Annotated in this window: 18 protein-coding genes and 1 tRNA gene; 8 read left to right on the forward strand and 11 right to left on the reverse strand. The window is 71.0% G+C overall.

Translation table 11 applies throughout. The features are described from left to right. Positions 1–347 precede the first annotated feature (347 nt). The 3 genes from ACIGEZ_RS32600 (at position 348) to ACIGEZ_RS32610 (ending at position 4578) form a co-directional block, all read left to right on the forward strand. Entirely contained in the window at positions 348–1727 is a 1380-nt protein-coding gene (locus ACIGEZ_RS32600) for an NAD(P)/FAD-dependent oxidoreductase (RefSeq protein ID WP_399838501.1), read from the forward strand. A gap of 174 nt (positions 1728–1901) precedes the next feature. Next, positions 1902–3215: a class I SAM-dependent methyltransferase gene (locus ACIGEZ_RS32605; protein ID WP_399838504.1), complete on the forward strand. Its 1314-nt coding sequence runs from the start codon at positions 1902–1904 to the stop codon at positions 3213–3215. A gap of 109 nt (positions 3216–3324) precedes the next feature. Further along, positions 3325–4578 carry a phospholipase D-like domain-containing protein gene (locus ACIGEZ_RS32610; protein ID WP_399838506.1) on the forward strand — a complete coding sequence of 418 codons (1254 nt, stop codon included), beginning with the start codon at positions 3325–3327 and terminating at the stop codon, positions 4576–4578. A gap of 64 nt (positions 4579–4642) precedes the next feature. On the opposite strand, the gene ACIGEZ_RS32615 is transcribed toward ACIGEZ_RS32610, so the two are convergent. Together ACIGEZ_RS32615 and ACIGEZ_RS32620 are read right to left on the reverse strand one after the other, a co-directional pair. Next, positions 4643–7171, reverse strand: coding sequence for an ABC transporter permease (locus tag ACIGEZ_RS32615; protein ID WP_399838509.1), 2529 nt, complete (start codon positions 7169–7171; stop codon positions 4643–4645). Between the two features lie 65 nt (positions 7172–7236). After that, positions 7237–8013 carry an ABC transporter ATP-binding protein gene (locus ACIGEZ_RS32620; RefSeq protein ID WP_399838511.1) on the reverse strand — a complete coding sequence of 259 codons (777 nt, stop codon included), beginning with the start codon at positions 8011–8013 and terminating at the stop codon, positions 7237–7239. Positions 8014–8411: 398 nt separating this feature from the next. On the opposite strand from ACIGEZ_RS32620, the gene ACIGEZ_RS32625 reads away from it, so the two are divergent. Then, positions 8412–8493, forward strand: a tRNA-Leu gene (locus ACIGEZ_RS32625). Between the two features lie 108 nt (positions 8494–8601). Beyond that, positions 8602–9504: a Bax inhibitor-1/YccA family protein gene (locus ACIGEZ_RS32630; protein ID WP_399838515.1), complete on the forward strand. Its 903-nt coding sequence runs from the start codon at positions 8602–8604 to the stop codon at positions 9502–9504. 58 nt (positions 9505–9562) lie between these two features. Here ACIGEZ_RS32630 and ACIGEZ_RS32635 read toward each other — a convergent pair whose 3' ends face one another. Both ACIGEZ_RS32635 and ACIGEZ_RS32640 read right to left on the reverse strand, forming a co-directional pair. Then, positions 9563–10126, reverse strand: coding sequence for a TetR/AcrR family transcriptional regulator (locus ACIGEZ_RS32635; protein ID WP_399838518.1), 564 nt, complete (start codon positions 10124–10126; stop codon positions 9563–9565). Positions 10127–10212: 86 nt separating this feature from the next. Beyond that, complete coding sequence (locus ACIGEZ_RS32640; RefSeq protein WP_399838521.1) at positions 10213–10443, reverse strand: DUF4287 domain-containing protein; 231 nt, start codon at positions 10441–10443, stop codon at positions 10213–10215. 100 nt (positions 10444–10543) lie between these two features. On the opposite strand from ACIGEZ_RS32640, the gene ACIGEZ_RS32645 reads away from it, so the two are divergent. Then, entirely contained in the window at positions 10544–10873 is a 330-nt protein-coding gene (locus ACIGEZ_RS32645) for a hypothetical protein (RefSeq protein WP_399838524.1), read from the forward strand. A gap of 76 nt (positions 10874–10949) precedes the next feature. On the opposite strand, the gene ACIGEZ_RS32650 is transcribed toward ACIGEZ_RS32645, so the two are convergent. The 3 genes from ACIGEZ_RS32650 to ACIGEZ_RS32660 form a co-directional block, all read right to left on the reverse strand. Then, entirely contained in the window at positions 10950–11828 is an 879-nt protein-coding gene (locus ACIGEZ_RS32650) for a hypothetical protein (RefSeq protein ID WP_399838527.1), read from the reverse strand. A gap of 296 nt (positions 11829–12124) precedes the next feature. Next, positions 12125–13345 carry an acetyl-CoA C-acetyltransferase gene (locus ACIGEZ_RS32655; RefSeq protein ID WP_399838528.1) on the reverse strand — a complete coding sequence of 407 codons (1221 nt, stop codon included), beginning with the start codon at positions 13343–13345 and terminating at the stop codon, positions 12125–12127. Between the two features lie 136 nt (positions 13346–13481). Continuing rightward, the gene (locus tag ACIGEZ_RS32660) at positions 13482–14567 is read right to left on the reverse strand and encodes an SGNH/GDSL hydrolase family protein (RefSeq protein WP_399838531.1); all 1086 of its coding nucleotides are present in this window, start codon (positions 14565–14567) and stop codon (positions 13482–13484) included. Positions 14568–14682: 115 nt separating this feature from the next. On the opposite strand from ACIGEZ_RS32660, the gene ACIGEZ_RS32665 reads away from it, so the two are divergent. Both ACIGEZ_RS32665 and ACIGEZ_RS32670 read left to right on the forward strand, forming a co-directional pair. Continuing rightward, positions 14683–16077 (forward strand): cystathionine beta-synthase, encoded by a 1395-nt coding sequence (locus tag ACIGEZ_RS32665; RefSeq protein ID WP_399838534.1) that lies wholly within the window; start codon positions 14683–14685, stop codon positions 16075–16077. A 354-nt stretch (positions 16078–16431) separates the two neighbouring features. Further along, a complete protein-coding gene (locus ACIGEZ_RS32670) occupies positions 16432–17265 on the forward strand; it encodes a MurR/RpiR family transcriptional regulator (protein WP_399838537.1) in 834 nt (277 codons plus the stop codon). A 33-nt stretch (positions 17266–17298) separates the two neighbouring features. On the opposite strand, the gene ACIGEZ_RS32675 is transcribed toward ACIGEZ_RS32670, so the two are convergent. From ACIGEZ_RS32675 to ACIGEZ_RS32690, 4 genes are read right to left on the reverse strand one after another with little or no spacing between them, the layout of a single operon-like run. Next, on the reverse strand, positions 17299–17670 hold the full coding sequence (locus tag ACIGEZ_RS32675; RefSeq protein WP_399838539.1) for a hypothetical protein: 372 nt from the start codon (positions 17668–17670) through the stop codon (positions 17299–17301). 48 nt (positions 17671–17718) lie between these two features. Then, the gene (locus tag ACIGEZ_RS32680) at positions 17719–18153 is read right to left on the reverse strand and encodes a roadblock/LC7 domain-containing protein (RefSeq protein ID WP_399838542.1); all 435 of its coding nucleotides are present in this window, start codon (positions 18151–18153) and stop codon (positions 17719–17721) included. Beyond that, positions 18153–18920: a transcriptional regulator gene (locus ACIGEZ_RS32685; RefSeq protein WP_399838544.1), complete on the reverse strand. Its 768-nt coding sequence runs from the start codon at positions 18918–18920 to the stop codon at positions 18153–18155. Before ACIGEZ_RS32685 ends, ACIGEZ_RS32680 begins: the two co-directional genes overlap by 1 nt. Then, on the reverse strand, positions 18917–19324 hold the full coding sequence (locus ACIGEZ_RS32690) for a hypothetical protein (protein WP_399838547.1): 408 nt from the start codon (positions 19322–19324) through the stop codon (positions 18917–18919). The genes ACIGEZ_RS32685 and ACIGEZ_RS32690 overlap by 4 nt, the downstream gene beginning before the upstream one ends. Positions 19325–19376: the final 52 nt, after the last annotated feature.

A 19376-nucleotide genomic window follows, 5' to 3' on the forward strand; every position in this document is an offset into this window, starting at 1 on the left:
GCGACGCCGCGTCGGAAAGCTTCGTGAAGTTCTTCACAAGAGAAAGGGCCCTGACGGGCCCCAAGGAGGGTCTTCGGTCCCTCCGAGGGGCTTCTCAGGGCCCTTTCGCAGGCGCGGGGCCCACTTCGCTCGTTGTTTCCATCGTGTGAACGCACCCCTTGGTTCAGCGTTAAGGAAGGCTCTCCGGGCCAGTTCACAAGGGGTGAACAACGTCCGCCGTTACACCCTGGTTCCTTTGCTGGACCATGACCTGGGTCACGTGGGCGGCGGAGTGTAGCAGAGGTCTCCCAGAAGCTTGTGAAGGGGCGCACGAGCGACCCCCCAGTGGGAGGTGGATACTCGATGGCATGAGCACCACGGAGCGTCCCAGGATCCTCGTAGTAGGCGGTGGGTACGTAGGCCTGTACGCGGCTCGGCGCATTCTCAAGAAGATGCGCTACGCCGAGGCGACCGTCACGGTCGTCGACCCGCGGTCGTACATGACCTACCAGCCCTTCCTCCCCGAAGCCGCCGCCGGCAGCATCTCGCCGCGCCACGTCGTCGTCCCGCTGCGACGCGTCGTGCGCGGAGCCGAGGTGCTCACCGGTCGGGTCACCACCATCGACCAGGACCGCAAGGTCGCCACGATCGCGCCGCTCGTCGGCGAGGCGTACGAGCTGCCGTTCGACTACCTGGTCATCGCGATGGGTGCCGTCTCCCGCACCTTCCCGATCCCCGGCCTCGCCGAGCAGGGCATCGGCATGAAGGGCATCGAGGAGGCCATCGGCCTGCGCAACCACGTCCTCGAGCAGCTGGACAAGGCCGACTCGACGACCGACGAGGAGGTCCGCCGCAAGGCGCTGACCTTCGTCTTCGTGGGCGGCGGCTTCGCCGGCGCAGAGACCATCGGCGAGGTCGAGGACATGGCCCGCGACGCGGCGAAGTACTACCAGAACGTCAAGCGCGAGGACATGCGCTTCGTCCTGGTCGACGCCGCCGACAAGATCCTTCCCGAGGTCGGCCCGAAGCTCGGCCAGTACGGCAAGGAGCACCTCGAGAGCCGCGGCATCGAGATCTACCTGCAGACCTCCATGGACTCCTGCGTCGACGGCCACGTCGTGCTGAAGAACGGCCTCGAGGTCGACTCCAACACGATCGTGTGGACCGCCGGCGTGAAGCCGAACCCGGCGCTCGCCCGCTTCGGTCTGCCGCTCGGCCCCCGCGGCCACGTGGACTGCAACGAGAAGCTCCAGGTCAACGGTCTCGACCACGTGTGGGCCGCGGGCGACAACGCCCAGGTCCCGGACATGGCCTCGCGCCGTGCCGGTGTCGAGAACGCCTGGTGCCCGCCGAACGCCCAGCACGCCCTGCGGCAGGCCAGGGTCCTCGGCGACAACGTCGTGGCCGGCATGCGCGGCTTCCCGCAGAAGGAGTACGCGCACTCCAACAAGGGCGCGGTCGCGGGTCTCGGCCTCCACAAGGGCGTCGCGATGATCGTCATGGGCAAGATGAAGATCAAGCTCAAGGGCCGTCTCGCCTGGTACATGCACCGTGGCTACCACGGCATGGCGATGCCGACCTGGAACCGCAAGATCCGCGTCTTCGCCGACTGGACCCTGGCGATGTTCCTCAAGCGCGAGGTCGTCTCCCTGGGTGCCATGGAGACGCCGCGCGAGGAGTTCTACGAGGCGGCCAAGCCCGCCCCGGCGCCGGCCGCCCCGGTGCAGGAGAAGGCCAAGGCCTCGTAACCTCCGCAGCACCCCAGCAGTACCCCCGTAAGGGCCGTCCGCCATCCGTGGTGCGGGCGGCCCTTCGCGTGTTTTTTCCCGGTGTTGACGCGCGAATGGGATGAGAACGCCTACGGACGGTGTTCCCTTGGTGACGAGCATGTCTGGGGCACGAGACCACGGAGGTGTTGCACCATGGCCGACGCCGCGTCGCGGCTGACCGCCCTTGCCGAGGATGTGCTGGGAGCTCCGCTCCCGGTGCGACTGCGGGCGTGGGACGGCAGTGAAGCTGGTCCTGCGGACGGCCCCGTGCTGGTCGTCCGCGAGCGCCGCGCGCTGCGCAGGCTGCTGTGGAAGCCGGGCGAGCTGGGGCTCGCCCGCGCCTGGGTGGCCGGCGAGATCGACGTCGAGGGGGACCTGTACGCGGTCCTGGACCGGCTCGCCGGGTTCCTCTGGGAGCGCGGGGACGAGTCTCGGGGCGCGCTGGAGACCGTGCGGGACCCGAAGGTGCGGGCCGCCGCCGCCACGCTCCTGAAGCTGGCCGGGCCCTTCCCGCCACCGAAGCCGCCGGTGGAGGAGATGCGGGGCCGCAGCGGAGTGCGGCACAGCAAGCGCCGGGACAAGCAGGCGATCAGCCATCACTACGACGTGGGCAACGACTTCTACGAGCTGGTGCTCGGACCGTCGATGGTCTACTCGTGCGCGTACTGGCCCGATGACGTCGCCGGCAGCACCCTGGAGGACGCCCAGCGCGACAAGCTGGACCTGATCGCCCGCAAGCTCCACCTGAAGGAGGGCGACCGGCTGCTGGACGTCGGCTGCGGCTGGGGCTCCATGGCCATCCACGCGGCGCGTGAGTACGGGGCCCGGGTCGTCGGCGTCACCCTCTCGCGCGAGCAGGCCGCGTACGCCCGCAAGCGGATCGCGGAGGAGGGCCTGACCGACCGGATCGAGATCCGTGTGCAGGACTACCGGGACGTCACCGACGGGCCGTTCGACGCGATCTCCTCGATCGGCATGGCCGAGCACGTGGGCGCGGTGCGCTACCGGGAGTACGCGGACACGCTGTACGGGCTCCTGAAGCCCGGCGGGCGGCTGCTCAACCACCAGATCGCGCGCCGCCCCGAGCCGGACGAGGAGGCCTATGAGGTGGACGCGTTCATCGACGCGTACGTCTTCCCCGACGGCGAACTCGCCCCGATGGGGCGGACCCTGACGACGCTTGAGGACGCGGGCTTCGAAGTGCGGGACGTCGAGGCGATCCGCGAGCACTACGCGCTCACGCTGCGCCGCTGGGTGGCCAATCTGGAGGCGGCCTGGGACCGGGCGGTGCGGCTGACGTCGCCCGGCCGTGCGCGGATCTGGCGGCTGTACATGGCGGCGTCGGCGGTGTCCTTCGAGCGGAACCGGATCGGGGTGAACCAGTTCCTCGCCGTGAAGACGCCGGTCTCGGGCGGCTCGGGGATGCCGCTCAGGCCGAGGGTGTGGAGTGAGTCCGAAGGACGTTGATACGTTCGGAACTTCGGACTCCGGACAAGGCGGGACGCCGGTGCGAGCCGGCGACCCGCCTTTTTGACGTCCGAATTGTCATGTCTACGCCACTTCGAGGGGGAACGTCTTGACTCGTCCCACCACCCGTCTGCTGCTCACCCTGGCCGCCGCCGCGGGTCTGCTCGGGCTGTCCACGATCCCGGGCAGCGCCGCCCCGGCCGCCACCCCGACCGTCGCCCCCGCCGTCGCCCCGGCCGCCGCGACGGCCGCCGTGACCACCACGGCCACCTTCAACGACCCGTCGGGCGACGCCGCCGCGCAGAACCGGGTCCGCGACCACATCGTCGACCTCATCGGCCAGGCCCCCGCCGGCTCCACCATCACCGCCGGCCTCTACACCTTCACCGACGACTCCGTCACCGACGCGCTCGGCGCCGCCAAGACCCGGGGCGTCAACGTCAAGGTCATCGTCGACCACACCTCCGTCACCATGGAGGGCGGCGAGTACGACCACCTGGTCACGGCCCTCGGCACCGACCGCACCCAGGCCTCCTGGGTCTTCGCCTGCCCCGCCGGCCGCGGCTGCATCGGCTCCCGGGCGCTGCCCGGCGACGCCGACGGCGCCATCAACCACAACAAGTTCTGGCTGTTCTCGAACACCGGCGGCGCCGACGACGTCGTCGTGCAGACCTCGGCCAACATGACCGGCGTCCAGCGCACCGACCTGTTCAACAACGCCGTCACGATCGTCGACACCGGCCTCTACGGCATCTACCAGTCCTACTTCGCCGACCTGCTCTCCTACGGCAGCACCGGCGCCGGCCTGAGCCACTACTACAAGACCCCGGCCAGCGGCCCCTACAAGGCGTACTTCTTCCCGCGCAAGGAGGCCACGGGCACCACGTACGACAAGGACGCCTCCACCGACACCGTCAAGCTGATCCTCGACAACGTCAGCTGCACCGGCGGCACCCAGATCCGCATGGCCGCCAACCTCTTCACCCGTGACGAGGTGGCGAGCAAGCTCGTCGCCCTGAAGAACGCCGGCTGCTCCGTGATCCTCGCCCACGACGGCGCGCCCGGCTCCATGAGCGCGGGCGTCGAGTCGGTGATCTCCGGCAAGCTCACCCAGCGCGTCCAGTGCTACGAGGACCGCGGCACCGGCGTCGCCAAGGCGGGCCTGCACTCCAAGTACCTGCTCGTGGAGGGCACGTACGACGGCGTGGCCGGCCGGAAGCTCGTGTGGACCGGCAGCCACAACTACACCTACCCGGCGCTGCGGGCCAACGACGAGACGCTGCTGAAGATAGACAACGCCGCTCTCTACGACCAGTACAAGGCCAACCACCAGTACCTGATGACGTACTGCGCGGGCAGCTGACCCCGTAGACGGACCGAAGGGCCGGGCTCCCACGGGAACCCGGCCCTTCCTGTCGTACGGAGCCCTACTCGGCCTTGATGGCGGAGAGCATGTTCAGCTTCGCCGCGCTGCGGGCCGGCCACAGGGAGGCGAGCACGCCGACCAGTCCGGCCAGGAGCAGGAAGATTCCGATCCGGCCCCACGGGAGGACCAGCGCGTAGCCGGGCAGGCTGCTCTTCATCGTCTCGCCGATCGCCCAGCCGAGGAACGAACCGAGGCCGATGCCGACCACCGCGCCGAACATCGAGATGACCACGGCCTCCAGACGCACCATCCGCTTCACCCGGCGCCGGTCGAGACCGATCGCCCGCAGCATGCCGATCTCCTGCTGGCGCTCGAAGACCGACATCGCCAGCGTGTTGACGACTCCGAGCACCGCGATGATCAGGGCCATCGCCAGCAGGCCGTACATGATGTTCAGCATCATGTTGATGACGCCGCCGAACGTGTCGCGGATGTCCTTCTGGTCCATGACCGTCATGGCCGGGTTGTCGCCGAGCGCCTTCATCACGGCCTTCTCGGCCGCGTCCGACGGGCCGCCGTCCATCTTGACGAAGATCTGCGGGATGTACGGCTTGGGGTCGTGCAGGTTGAGGATCTTCGCGTCCAGGACGAGCGGCGAGACGAACTCGCTTTCCTCGTAGACCGCGCCGACCTTCAGCTCGCCCTTCTTCTTGTCGGAGTACTCCACCGGCAGGGTCGAGCCGACCTTCCAGCCCTGCTTCTCCGCGGTCTTGTCGGCGACCGCGACCTGGCCGTCGGCGAGCGAGCCGAGCGAGCCGTCGACGACCTTGAGGTTGAGCACCTTCTCGACGTCGCCCGGGGTGACACCGGAGACCGACTTGAAGTCGCCCTTCACCTGGAGGTAGCCCGCCTGCTGGGGCGAGACCGCCGTGGCGCCCGCGGTCTTCTCCACGGCGTCGAGCGCGGCCTGGTTGAGGCCGTCCCCGCTGGCCATGGAGATCATGTAGTCGGCCTTGATCTGGTCGGTCGTCATCCGGTCCACGGCCGAGCCGACCGTGGCGCCGAGCACCGACAGACCGGTGACCAGGGTGAGACCGATGGCGAGCGCGGAGGCCGTGGCGCCGGTGCGGCGCGGGTTGCGGACCGCGTTCTGCCCGGCCAGGGAACCGGCCACGCCGAAGGCCTTCAGGACCGGCCGGGCCAGCGCGATCACCGGGCGGGACAGCAGCGGGATCAGCACGATCACACCGATGAGGGCGAGGAACGCGCCTCCACCGATCAGCATCCGGCCGTCGTCGCCGCCCTTGCCGGCGCCGAGGACGATGGCGCCGACACCGGCGGCGGTGATGAGCGCGCCGATGGTGTTGCGCACGACCAGGGACTTCGTGGTGGCGACCGCGTGGACGCTGCTCATGGCGGCGACCGGCGGGATCTTCGCGGCCCGGCGGCCGGGCAGCCAGGCGGCCAGCATGGTGACCAGGACGCCGACGGCGAGCGCGGAGACCAGCGGGGTGACGCCGACCACCAGGTCGCCGGCCGGCACCTTCAGACCGAAGGCGTTCATACCGGCGCGCAGCGCGACCGCGAGACCGATGCCGAGCCCGAAGCCGATCACGGAGGCGACCACGCCGACCAGACCGGCCTCCGCGAGCACGGAGCGGGTGATCTGCTTGCGCGAGGCGCCGACGGCGCGCATCAGCGCGAGTTCCTTGGTGCGCTGGGCGACCAGCATCGTGAAGGTGTTGGAGATCAGGAAGACGCCGACGAACAGCGCGATGGCGGCGAAGGCGAGCAGCATGTTGTTGAGCGCGCCGAGGCCGGCCTCGATGTCCTTGGCCTGCCGGTCGGCGAGGGCCTGACCGGTCTCGATGTCGGCGGTGTCGCCGACCACCGGCTTCACGGCGGCCAGGATCCTGTCGTCGTCCACGCCGGGCTTGCCGGTGACGGTGATGTCCAGGAAGTGGCCCGGCTTCAGGTAGAGCTTCTGGGCGACCGCGGTGTCGAACAGCACGAGGCTGCCGCCGGCGTTCACGGCGCCGTCCTCGGTGGTGAAGACGCCGGAGAGCGTGTAGGTCTCGACGGGGCCGTTGGTCGCGACGCGGACGCGGTCGCCGACCTTGTACGCGCCCTTGTCGGCGGTGTCCTGGTCGAGGGCGATCTGGTCGCCCCGCACCGGGCCCTCACCGGTGGTGAAGGTGTACGCCGGGTCCTTGCCGTCCTGGCCGGGCGCGAAGTTGGTGCCCTTGTTGGACCAGCCGGCGCCGATCAGCTTGCCGTCCTTGTCCGGCACGCCGGCGAAGCCGTTCACGCGGCCGGTGGCCCTGGCGACGCCGTCGAGCGAGGCGATCTTCTGCCGGGTCTGCTCGGAGAGGCCCGGCGTCTGGTTCGGGTCCTTCTGGTTCGGGGCGGCGCTGATGGCCACGGCGACGTCGTCGTAGCTCTTGGCGGACTGGTTGCGGAAGGCGTTGGAGAGCGTGTCGGTGAAGACGAGGGTGCCGGAGACGAAGGCCACGCCGAGCATCACGGCGAGCACGGTCATCAGCAGCCTGGCCTTGTGCGCGAGCACATTGCGCAGGGCGGTACGGAACATGGGGTGTCCTGAACGGAAGGTGGGACGGCGGACGGAAGACGGGGGGCGCGGGCGGTGAGGCCGCGTCAGCTCGTGCGGCCCTTGGCGTCGAAGGCCTTCATGCGGTCGAGCACGCCGTCCGCCGTCGGGTGGAGCATCTCGTCGACGATCCGGCCGTCCGCGAGGAAGATCACGCGGTCGGCGTAGGAGGCGGCGACCGGGTCGTGGGTGACCATCACGACGGTCTGGCCGAGCTCGCGCACCGAGTTGCGCAGGAAGCCGAGCACCTCCGCGCCGGAGCGCGAGTCCAGGTTTCCGGTCGGCTCGTCACCGAAGATGATCTCGGGCTTGGAGGCCAGCGCGCGGGCCACGGCCACGCGCTGCTGCTGGCCGCCGGAGAGCTGCGCGGGGCGGTGGCTGAGCCGGCCGGAGAGGCCGATCATGTCGATGACCTGCTGCACCCACTGCTTGTCGGGCTTGCGGCCCGCGATGTCCATCGGCAGCGTGATGTTCTCCAGGGCGGTCAGCGTCGGCAGCAGGTTGAACGCCTGGAAGATGAAGCCGATCTTGTCCCGGCGCAGCTGGGTGAGCTGCTTGTCCTTCAGAGAGCCGAGCTCGGTCTCGCCGATCCGGACGGAGCCGGCGCTGAAGGAGTCGAGACCGGCGACGCAGTGCATCAGGGTCGACTTGCCGGAGCCGGAGGGGCCCATGATCGCGGTGAACTCGCCCTGCCGGAAGTCCACGCTGACCCGGTCGAGGGCGACCACCTGGGTCTCGCCCTGTCCGTAGACCTTCGACAGGTCGGTGGCGCGGGCGGCCACCGCCGTCGCGGTGGAGCGGGGCACGGTGGGGGTGGTGGTCACGACGGCGACTCCTGTCACAGCGGATGTTCGGGAACCACTCCATCGTGTCGAGCGTTCAGGGCCGTGGCGTCCGTCCACGTGCCCGTTCCTTGGGCAGCCTCGAGTCGGACCGCCCGGGCCCGCCCTCCTCCTGAGGTATGACGGCGACCCCGAGGCGGGGGGACGGGGGCGGGGCGCGGGGGAGGCGGCGGAGGTGACGGACTCCGGCGGCGAGTTTTCGTCAATCCGGCCCCCGGGTCTTTGCTGGTGCGACCCCTGTCACACTTCGCCCGAAGGGCCCCCACCTGCACTGACACACCCTCAGGTGTCAATAAAATAAGACAACATCGAGTGGCCGTTCCGCTGAACGAGCGATGCGCCCCGATAGGCTCCTGTGCCAACGCGGAGCCCCGCGTCACGCCCGGATGGTGGAATGCAGACACGGCGAGCTTAAACCTCGCTGGCCTACAGGCCGTACCGGTTCGAATCCGGTTCCGGGCACTCCTCGACACGATCGTGATAAAGATCCTCCCCCAGCACGAGGGAGTTTCTTTTGCCTTCGCATTACTCTTGTGCCAAGGCCGCGCAGTGCGGCCATGGAGGAGTGAGATGAGGAGCAGCAACCCGGTCTTCTCGCGACGGGGGTTCAGCCGCGACAACGGCACCGCGGGCTTCAACGCGCAGCAGCCGCAGGCCGGGGGCCCCGCCGTAGGAACCAACCCGTACGCCACCGGCAACCCGTACGCCGAGGGCGCGGCGAACCCGTACGCGACCAACCCGTACGCCCCGCAGGACGCGCAGCTGGGCGCGCCGCAGCAGGTCCGCGGCAACGTGATGACGATCGACGACGTGGTGAGCCGCACGGCCATCACGCTCGGTACGGTCGTGCTCACCGCCGTCCTGGCCTGGCTGCTGCTGCCGGTCGACCCGGCGAACCTGGGCAAGTCCTACGGCATCGGCATCGGCGCCGCCCTGGTGGCCCTGGTCCTGTCGCTCGTCCAGTCCTTCAAGCGCAAGCCCGTGCCGGCGCTGATCCTGGGCTACGCGGCCTTCGAGGGTGTCTTCCTCGGCGTGATCTCCGCCGCCGTCTCCACGTACATCGCGGACGGCGTCGTCATGCAGGCCGTGCTCGGCACCATGGCGGTCTTCGCCGGCGTGCTGATCGCGTACAAGATGCGCTGGATCCGCGTCACCCGCCGCTTCTACGGCTTCGTGATGGCGGCCGCCATGGGCTTCATCCTGCTGATGGCGGTCAACCTGCTGTTCGCCGTCTTCGCCGGCGGCGACGGCCTCGGCTTCCGCAGCGGCGGCCTCGGCATCCTGTTCGGTGTCATCGGCATCGTCCTCGGCGCGTGCTTCCTGGCCCTCGACTTCAAGCAGGTCGAGGACGGCATCACCTACGGCGCTCCGCGTGAGGAGTCCTGGCTGGCGGCCTTCGGCCTCACCATGACCCTGGTGTGGATCTACCTGGAGGCGCTGCGTCTGCTGTCGATCCTCCAGGGCGACGACTGACCCCAGAGGTGAGCGAGGGGCCCGTCCGGCATCCGCCGGGCGGGCCCCTCCGCTTTCGCTACGACGAGACGGCCGCGTCCAGCAGCACCCTGGCCGCGTCCTTCGCCTGGGCGGCCGGCTCGGAGGTGCCGTTGATGCCGGCGACGGCCATGGCGCCGTTGACGAGCAGGGCGAGCTGGTCGGCGAGGGCGGGCGGGGCGCCCAGGGCGTCCGTCTGCTCGGCGAGGTAGTCGCGCAGGGCCTGCTTGTGCCCGCGGGCGATGGCGGCGATGTCGGTCGAGATGCCGCCCATCTCGCCGAAGGTGTTGATGAAGGCGCAGCCCCGGAAGGCGGGGTCGGCGAACCAGCCGCCGAGGTAGTCGAAGACCGCGAGGGCCCGCTCGTACGGCGTGGTGGCGTGGGTGGCCCCATGGGCGGCGATGGCCTCGCGGACGGCGGCGTCACGGCGCTTGAGGACGGCCCAGACCAGATGGTCCTTGGATGGGTACAGCTGGTAGAGGCGCTTGAGGGAGACCCCGGACTCGCTGCGGATGGCGTCCATGCCGACGGCCTGCACGCCCCGCTCGTCGAACAGGGTCTCGGCCGTCTCCAGGAGCCTCAGCTCGGCGGTCTCGGTGTCCATGACCGGTCACCCCTTGCCTGCCTCACGTGGGAGAACCATCGTTCTCCCACTGTACAGGGCAGCGGGAGAACGATCGCTCCCGTCCGTCAGAGCATGCGGCGCGCGGCCCGGCGGAGGTCGTACTCGTGAATGATCGCCTTGGCGTGGCCGTACGCGAGGTCGTGAGCGCCGCGCAACCAGCTGACCTTCTCCTCGAATCGGATGAGGGAAGGGCCTTCTTCGACGGTCTTCAGCCAGTCGGAGATCTCACGACCGGTGCAATGAGGGATGCGGGCGAGGAGATTGCGATGGGTCTCTTCGGAGAATGCGTGGGACATCGGCGCCTCCGGACGCGTTGTGCCGTGTGCTCCTTCACGTCACCGTGCCCCAGCGTTCGCCCGTTGGCAATGGTGCCCGGACGGCGCATAGGGTCGCACCGTGCGCGATACGAGTGAACTGACCGCCGCCGCAGAGCGGTTCGCCGACCGGCTGCGGGCCGCCCCGCAGAGCCGTCTCGAGCGCGGCGCGGCCGCAGAAGGGCTCCGGCTGGCACGGGAGTTGGCGACCCGGGCGCAGCGCGCCGAGTTCCCCGGACGGCCGCCGCTGACCATGCCGGACGCGGGCATGTTCGCCGTCGCCGACCAACTGGTGGTCGCCGCCGCGGATCTGGCCGAAACACTGCGAACGGCCCCGGCCGGTGCCCCCGAGGGGGACCTGGACGAGGCCGTGAGGCTCGTACGGGAGGCGGAGGGCCGCTCGGGCCTCTAGGGGGCGTCCGGCCGATCAGGGCCCGTTCCCGCCGCCGTAGGGGGGCTCCTCCGGCGGGGTGTCCCTCCGCGGGGTGTCAGAGGCTGGCGATCACGCGGTCCGCGAGGATGTACACGTTGTCCTCGGCGGCCTCGCCGCAGGAGAACGTCAGGGCGTAGGCGCCGGAGACGCCCGAGCCGCCGAGCAGGACCGGGGTGTGGCCGGCCTGCAGGGCGTCGGCCAGCCGCTCGGCGGTCTCGCGGTGGCCGGGGGTCATGCAGAGCGTGGTGCCGTCGGCGAAGACGTACACGTCGAGCGTGCCCAGCGGGCCGGGCCGGACGTCGGTCAGGGCCGTGCGTGTGTCGGCCAACTCCTCCAGGCGCGCCACCGTGCGCTCGTGGTCGGTGACCACCGGGGTCTGGACCGGCACGAAGTCGGGGTGCGAGGGGTGGCGGCGGCGGGCCGCGGCCAGCTCGGGGGAGTCCTCGGCGTACTCGGCCGGCCCGGCCGGCTCGGGGAACTCGTCCAGGGCGTCGAAGGTGTCGAAGGAGTCCAGCGGGTCGGGGCCGTCGAGCGCGGCGGCCTCCGCCTCCATGGCCTCCAGGGCCATCGCCTCCAGGCCCACGAAGTCGGCCTGGCGCGGCACGTAGTACGGCCCCTCGTCGGCCGGGCCGGCCGCGCCACCCAGCAGCGACGGGGCGTCGGCGGCGTCCCGGGCCTCCTGCGCGGCCCAGAAGGCCCGCGCCTCGGCCAGCTCGCGCTCGCGCTCCTCGGCCAGCGCCTCGGCGACCGCGGCCCGTATCTCGGCGGCGGGCGTCTGGCGGGCCTGGGGGACGGTCACGCCGCCCGCCGCGGCGAGCTCGACGCGCAGCGCGGTGACCTGCTTGCGGAGACCATGGGCGGCGTGCAGGGCGGCGGCACCCACGGCCGTGGCAGCAGCCGTGGTCACCAGCAGGGCAAGAGACAGTGCGCTCACTGACGTACTCCCGATTCCGAGTCGATCCCCCGACTTCCTACATCAGCTTGTCGTGGGGTGGCGCTCCCTGTCAGTGCATTACGTCACGAAATGGACAGGTATTTGTGCCTGGTGTTTAGTCCTGATGTGGCTGTGACCTGGGAAAACGGGTCTCCCCCGGGATGTAAGTCACATCCTGGGGGAGATTCGGTCACGGCTTGGACGCGAGGCGGTTGGTCCGGTAGCTCGCGGACCATCGTGCGGGTCGGGCTCGGCCGCTCAGCTCAGCCGCTCACCGCTCTTGGTCGCGCTGCGGCTCAGCTCAGCCGCTCGATGACCATGGCCATGCCCTGGCCGCCGCCGACGCACATGGTCTCCAGACCGAACTGCTTGTCGTGGAACTGCAGGCTGTTGATGAGCGTGCCGGTGATCCGGGCGCCCGTCATGCCGAAGGGGTGGCCGACGGCGATGGCGCCGCCGTTGACGTTGACCTTGTCCAGGTCGAAGCCCAGGTCGCGGTAGGACGGGATGACCTGCGCGGCGAAGGCCTCGTTGATCTCGACCAGGTCGATGTCGCCGGTGGTCAGACCGGCCCGCTCGAGGGCCTGCTTCGACGCCTCGACCGGGCCGAGGCCCATGATCTCGGGGGACAGGCCCGAGACGCCGGTGGAGACGATCCGGGCCAGCGGGGTCAGGCCCAGCTCGCGCGCCTTGGTGTCGGACATGATCACGAGCGCGGCGGCGCCGTCGTTCAGCGGGCAGCAGTTGGCGGCGGTGACCAGGCCGTCGGGGCGGAAGACGGGCTTGAGGCCGGAGACGCCCTCCAGGGTGACGCCGGCGCGCGGGCCGTCGTCCGCGGAGACGACCGTGCCGTCGGGCAGCGTCACCGGGGTGATCTCGCGCTCCCAGAAGCCGTTCTTGATGGCCTGCTCGGCGAGGTTCTGCGACCGTACGCCGAACTCGTCCATCTCCTGGCGCGTGACGCCCTTCCAGCGGGCCAGGTTCTCGGCGGTCTGGCCCATGGCGATGTACGCGTCCGGGACCACGCCGTCCTCGCGCGGGTCGTGCCAGGTGGAGCCCTCGGAGGCGGCGACCTCGGCGGTGCGGGCCTCGGCCTCGGCGAAGAACGGGTTGTGCGTGTCGGGCAGCGAGTCGGAGTTGCCCTTGACGAAGCGGGAGACCATCTCGACGCCGGCCGAGATGAAGACGTCGCCCTCGCCCGCCTTGATCGCGTGCAGCGCCATGCGCGAGGTCTGCAGCGAGGAGGAGCAGTAGCGGGTGATCGTGCAGCCGGGGAGGTGGTCCATCCCCATCTGCACGGCCACGATCCGGCCCAGGTTGTTGCCCTGCTCGCCGCCGGGCAGACCGCAGCCCAGCATCAGGTCGTCGATGTCGCGCGGGTCCAGCTCGGGGACCTTGGCGAGGGCGGCCTGGATGATCGTGGCGGTGAGGTCGTCGGGACGCAGGTCCTTCAGGGAGCCCTTGAAGGCCCGGCCGATCGGGGAACGGGCGGTCGAGACGATGACGGCTTCGGGCATCACGGCTCCAGGAGGGTGCTGGGTGGGCGGACAGAAAGGGAAGTTACCCGTACGTACCGCACGGGGTCACCGGCCCGGGCGTGTGATGCGGACCTCTTTTCTAAGCGCTCGCTCAGCAGGGCTTGGCCGGTGCGGGTCAGTCCTGCCACAGGGGCGCACTTCGAGTGTCCGTCCCCGGGTCCGGCGTATCCACCTCCCCGGCCGCCTGCTCGGCCGCATCCCCGGCCGCATCCCGGGTCGCTTCCCCGGCCGTCGCCCCCGGGACCGGCAGCCGCCGGCGCCTGCGGTGCTTGAGCAGGGCCCAGGGTGCCCGGGCGCCGGTGACCTCGGTGCCGGCCTCCCTGGCCGCCTCGGCCGCCGCCTTCGCCACCGGCAGCATGTTCTCGTGCCGGTCCGCGTCGATCCGGTCCGCCTCCGGCCACACGGCGAGCGCCGCGCAGACCGTCGGCAGTATCGCCATCGCCGCCGTCGCGTACCCCTCGGCCGAGGGGTGGAAGTTGTCCACGCCGAACATCTCGCGCGGGTTCGCCGCGAACTCCGGACCGAGCAGGTCGCCGAGCGAGACCGTCCGCCCGCCCTGCTCGACCACCACGATCGTCTGCGCCGCCGCCAGCTGCCGGGAGGCCCGCCGGGCCAGCCAGCGCAGCGGCTGGTAGACCGGCTCGATCGTGCCCAGGTCGGGGCAGGTGCCCACCACGACCTCCGCGCCCGCGGTCCGCAGCCGCCGCACCGCGGTCGCCAGACAGCGCACCGACTGGGTGGCCGGCATCCGGTGGGTCACGTCGTTCGCGCCGATCATGATCACGCAGACGTCGGGGGCACCGCCCCGGGCGGAGAGCAGCAGCGAGACCTGGCGCTCCAGGTCGTCCGAGCACGCCCCGGGCAGCGCCACGTTCCTGAGTTCCACCGGACGCTCGGCCACCGCGGCGAGACCCGAGGCGAGCAGGGCCCCCGGGGTCTGCCCGGTGCGGCGCACGCCCTGGCCGGCCGCGGTGGAATCACCCAGAAGGGCCAGCCGCAGCGGGTCCTCGGTGCCGTACGCGCGCCCGTACAGCCCGTCCGAGCCCGGCGGCAGCGGCGCCACACCGCCTCCGACCGACCGCTTGGCCAGCTGCACCTCGGCCAGCAGGACGCCCACGGCCGCCACACCCAGCAGTCCGATGCTCCCGCCGCCGTACGCCGCGCCCGCGGCGATCCGCCGTGCCACCCGCGCTCTCGACATGGGGCCGGTCACCTCCTTCAAGCCGTCTCGGTTACTCACTGCCCCGTAAGCGCCTCCGCCTACGCATCCCACGCAATACGCTGGCAGCACCATTACGGAGACCCCGGAGATTACGGTGCAATACCACGACTCGATGATCAGCCTCGTCGGCAATACCCCGCTGGTGAAGCTCAACAACGTCACTGCGGGCATCCAGGCGACGGTCCTGGCCAAGGTCGAGTACTTCAACCCCGGCGGATCGGTCAAGGACCGCATCGCCCTGCGCATGATCGAGGCGGCCGAGGAGAGCGGCGCGCTCAAGCCCGGCGGCACCATCGTCGAGCCCACCTCCGGCAACACCGGAGTCGGCCTGGCGATCGTGGCCCAGCAGAAGGGCTACCACTGCATCTTCGTCTGCCCCGACAAGGTGTCCACGGACAAGATCAACGTGCTGCGGGCGTACGGCGCCGAGGTCGTCGTCTGCCCCACGGCCGTCGACCCCGAGCACCCCGACTCGTACTACAACGTCTCGGACCGCCTCGTGCGCGAGACGCCGGGCGCGTGGAAGCCGGACCAGTACTCGAACCCCAACAACCCCCGGTCGCACTACGAGACCACCGGCCCCGAGCTCTGGGAGCAGACCGACGGCAAGATCACCCATTTCGTCGCGGGCATCGGCACCGGCGGCACCATCTCGGGCACCGGCAAGTACCTGAAGGAGGTCAGCGACGGCAAGGTCCAGATCGTCGGCGCGGACCCGGAGGGCTCGGTCTACTCCGGCGGCTCCGGCCGCCCGTACCTGGTCGAGGGCGTCGGCGAGGACTTCTGGCCCACCGCCTACGACCGTGACGGCACCGACCGCATCGTCGCCGTCTCGGACAAGGACTCCTTCCAGATGACCCGCCGCCTCGCCAAGGAGGAGGGCCTGCTGGTGGGCGGCTCCTGCGGCATGGCGGTCGTCGCCGCGCTCGAGGTCGCCAAGGACCTCGGCCCGGACGACATCGTCGTCGTGATCCTGCCGGACTCCGGCCGCGGCTACCTGTCGAAGATCTTCAACGACGAGTGGATGGCCGACTACGGCTTCCTGGAGGACACCACCTCCGCCACCGTCGCCGACGTGCTGCGCCACAAGTCGGGCGGCATGCCGTCCCTCGTCCACATGCACCCGGACGAGACCGTCGGCCAGGCCATCGAGGTGCTGCGCGAGTACGGCGTCTCCCAGATGCCGATCGTCAAGCCCGGCGCCGGCCACCCCGACGTCATGGCCGCCGAGGTCGTCGGCTCGGTCGTCGAGCGCGAGCTCCTGAACTCGCTGTTCACGCAGAAGGCGTCGCTGGAGGACCCGCTCGAGGACCACATGTGCGCCCCGCTGCCGCAGGTGGGCTCGGGAGAGCCGGTCGCCGACCTGATGTCCGTCCTCGGTGACGCGGACGCGGCGATCGTGCTGGTCGAGGGCAAGCCGACCGACGTGGTCAGCCGTCAGGACCTGCTCGCGTTCCTCGCCGCCAACGGCGGCGCGAAGCAGCACTGACCGCCCGCTGCGGGTACGTTCGCACAACCGGTACGAGCGCGACACGTACCCGCAGCATCGGCTTAACACGCGTCCGGCACAGTGGACTTGTCGGCGTCACGGACCTCCGGAGCGGCTCCCGGACCTCCACCGACGCCGCGGACGCGGACCGGCCCTGACCCGGGCCCGTGTCCCTCGCGGGGACCGCCGTCGTCCCGCCCCCCGGCAACGGGGGTGCGGCGGTCCCCGCGCAATCCGCTTCGTTTCCGCTTCCGCGGGTCTTCCCCTGCGCGCCGAGCCCCCGCTCTCCCCCTTGCCCTCCTGCATATCCTCATACAGAGTTCTTGGTGAGTGAATAGGTGGAAGGGGGACGGCATGAGCGACAGCCCGGCCGGCCGGCTGCAGGCGCTCTTCGAAGGGCACCGGCTGACGCCGACGCAGCGGCGGATCGCGCACTGCATGGTGCGGCGGGCCGCCGACGTGCCGTTTCTGTCCAGCGTGGAGCTGGCCGAGCTCGCCGGGGTGAGCCAGCCGTCCGTGACGCGCTTCGCCGTCGCCCTGGGCTTCGACGGGTACCCGGCACTGCGCAAGCACCTGCGGGAGAGCGTGCCCGTGGCCGCCGAGGAGGCGACCGGGCACAACGAGTACCAGCAGGCCGTGCTCGCCGAGATCGAGAACCTGCGGCACCTCGCCGAGCTGCTCGCCGACCCCGCGCCCGTCGAGCGCGCCGGGCGGCTGCTCGCCGGGTCGCGGCCGCTGCCCGTGCTCGGGCTGCGGGCCGCGTCCTCGCAGGCGCGCGGCTTCGCCTACTTCGCCGCCAAGGTCCACCCCGACGTCCGGCTGCTCGACGAGGGCGGCTCCATGCTCACCGACCGTATCGACGCGGCGGTACGGGCCGGGGCGACGGCGCTGCTCTGCTTCGCGCTGCCCCGGCATCCGCGCGAGGTCGTCGAGGCCCTGGAGTACGCCCGCTCGGCCGGCCTCACCGTCGTGACGGTCGCCGAGTCGGCCTTCGCGCCCGTCGCCGCCCACAGCGACCTGCTCATCCCCGCCGCCGTCGGCACCGGCCTCGCCTTCGACACCGCCTGCGCACCCATGCTGCTCGGCCGTGTGCTGCTCGAAGCGATGGCGGACGGTCTGCCGGACGCGCAGTCCAGGCTCGAGGAGTTCGACGCCAAGGCCGCGGCCCGGGGGCTGTTCGTTGACTAGGCCCTGATCCGCCGACGGGCCCTGGCGGGGCCGTTACAGCTCCAGCTGTGCCTCGATCTTCTTCAGCTGGAGGCGGGCCATGGCCAGGTTGGCACGGACCTTGTCCAGGGCGAGGTAGAGGAACAGCCCGTTGCTGCCGCGGGACTTGAGCAGGCGGATCAGGTGGTACTGGCCGCCGAGGGTGATGAGGATGTCCTCGATCTCGTCCTTCAGGCCCAGCATCTCCATCGCCCGGACCTTGGCGCGGACCACGTCCGTGTTGCCGGCCGCGGCCACGGTCAGGTCCAGGTCCTTGCCGCCGCCGATGGTGCCCAGCGCCATGCCGCTCGTGTAGTCGACGAGCGCGGCGCCGATCGCGCCTTCGATCTGGAGCGCTTCCTTGAGGGAGGTCTCGGTGTTCGCCATGGTTGTCTTACTTCCTTCTCGGTGATGTGAGGGATCGGTCCGGATCGGTCAGTTCAGGTCTCTGCGCTCCAGGGCGCCGTCCACCAGCTCCCCTATCCGGCTGCTCGAACGGCGGGCCTCCAGATGGAGCCGCCCCACGTTGATCCGGGGCTCCGCGAGGAGCGTCAGGACGGCCGAGCCGCCCGCCGCGTACGTCGCCACATAGCCGTGCTCGCCCCGGACGAGCAGCTCGCGGAAGCCGCCCTGCCCGGTGGTGTCGGTCAGCCGCTGCCCGACACCGAGCGCGGCCGCCGTCAGCGCGGCCACGCTCTCCGCCTCTCCGTCGACGGTGTCCTGGGCGAGCACCAGGCCGTCGGCGCTGGCCGCGAGCGCTCCGGTCAGCTGTGGCAGCCGCGCCCGCAGCCGTCTCAGTTCGCCGAGGACCTCGGCTTCTGCGGTCATCAGTTGTCTCCTCTCGGCGCGCAGGCGCAGGGCACGCCTCATCACAGTGCTGCCTCCAGGGCGTCGCGGAGCCGGCGGAGCAGGGCGATGTCCGGGTCGGTGGCGACCTCGCCGACCCATGCGGGCACGGCGGGCGTCGGGGGCGGCTGCTCGCCGGGCGTCTCCACCAGGCCCGCCGCCGCGAGCCGCCGTACGTCGAGCAGCGTGTGGAACGCGGGCCGGCCGAGCGCCCGGGCGATGTCCGCCGGGGTCCGCACCCCGTCGGCCGCCGCGAGCAGCGCCCGCTGCCTGGCCCCCACCGGCTGCCCGGGGGCGGCGCGCCGGGGCACCACGGGCGCGCTGTCGACGGCCGGGTACGGCCACGCGCTGTCGAGGAGCTCCCGGCGGCGTACGGTCTCGCGCTCGACCGCCTCGGCCGGCACCGGCCGCACCGTGCCGAACCAGTGCCCCACCCCGTAACGGAAGCGGGTCGGCCCGCTCGCCGGCGCGAGCGCGAAGAAGGCCGCGTCGAACACGGCGCCGAGGTGACAGATCTCCAGCTCACCGTCGTGCAGCCGTCCGGAGTCGACGAGGAAGCGGCCGACGGCCTGGTGCGCCCCCGCCCGGTGCACGGCCTCGTCCCAGCCCTCGCGGGGCAGCCGGCCGCCGGCGGTGAGCAGGACGTCGAGGCCGGGCGAGGAGGGGCTCTCGGCGTGCACGACCCGGCCGTCGACGAGGTAGAGCGTGCCGTGGTCGCGGAGCAGGGCTCCGGTGGCCCGTTCGGCGGCGAGGCGGACGAGCATGGGGGAGACGGTGGTCGTACGGCTCATCCGAGGACCAGCCTCTCGGCGAGGTCGCCCAGCCGCATCCGGGCCAGGGCGAGGTTGCCGGTGTCGCGGTCGAGCCAGAGGTGGAGGAAGACGCTGCTGTCGAAGGCGGTCTCGACGAAGCGGAGCAGGTGGTAGCCGGTGGGGGTGGTGACGATCAGGTCCTCGACGGGCGGCCCCTCGGCCGCGGCCGCCGTCGGGGCTAAGTCCGCGGATCCGGCGGGCGACTCGAACTCGGCCGCGGCGCGGGCCAGTTCGGCGGTCTCGGCGGCCGTCGTCTCATGGTCGCCGACCGGCGATTCGCCCGCCGACCCGAGTGCGAGACCACTGGTCCAGTCGACCAGCCAGGCCCCGCGCGCCCCCGGCAGGCTCATGGCCTCCAGCAGGCACTCGTCGATTCCGGGCACGCTTGATCCCCTCCCGATGCGGCGTGCGGACGAACGGCAGTAACGGCGACGC

Source organism: Streptomyces sp. NPDC085481 (assembly GCF_044541845.1).
Taxonomy (GTDB): domain Bacteria; phylum Actinomycetota; class Actinomycetes; order Streptomycetales; family Streptomycetaceae; genus Streptomyces.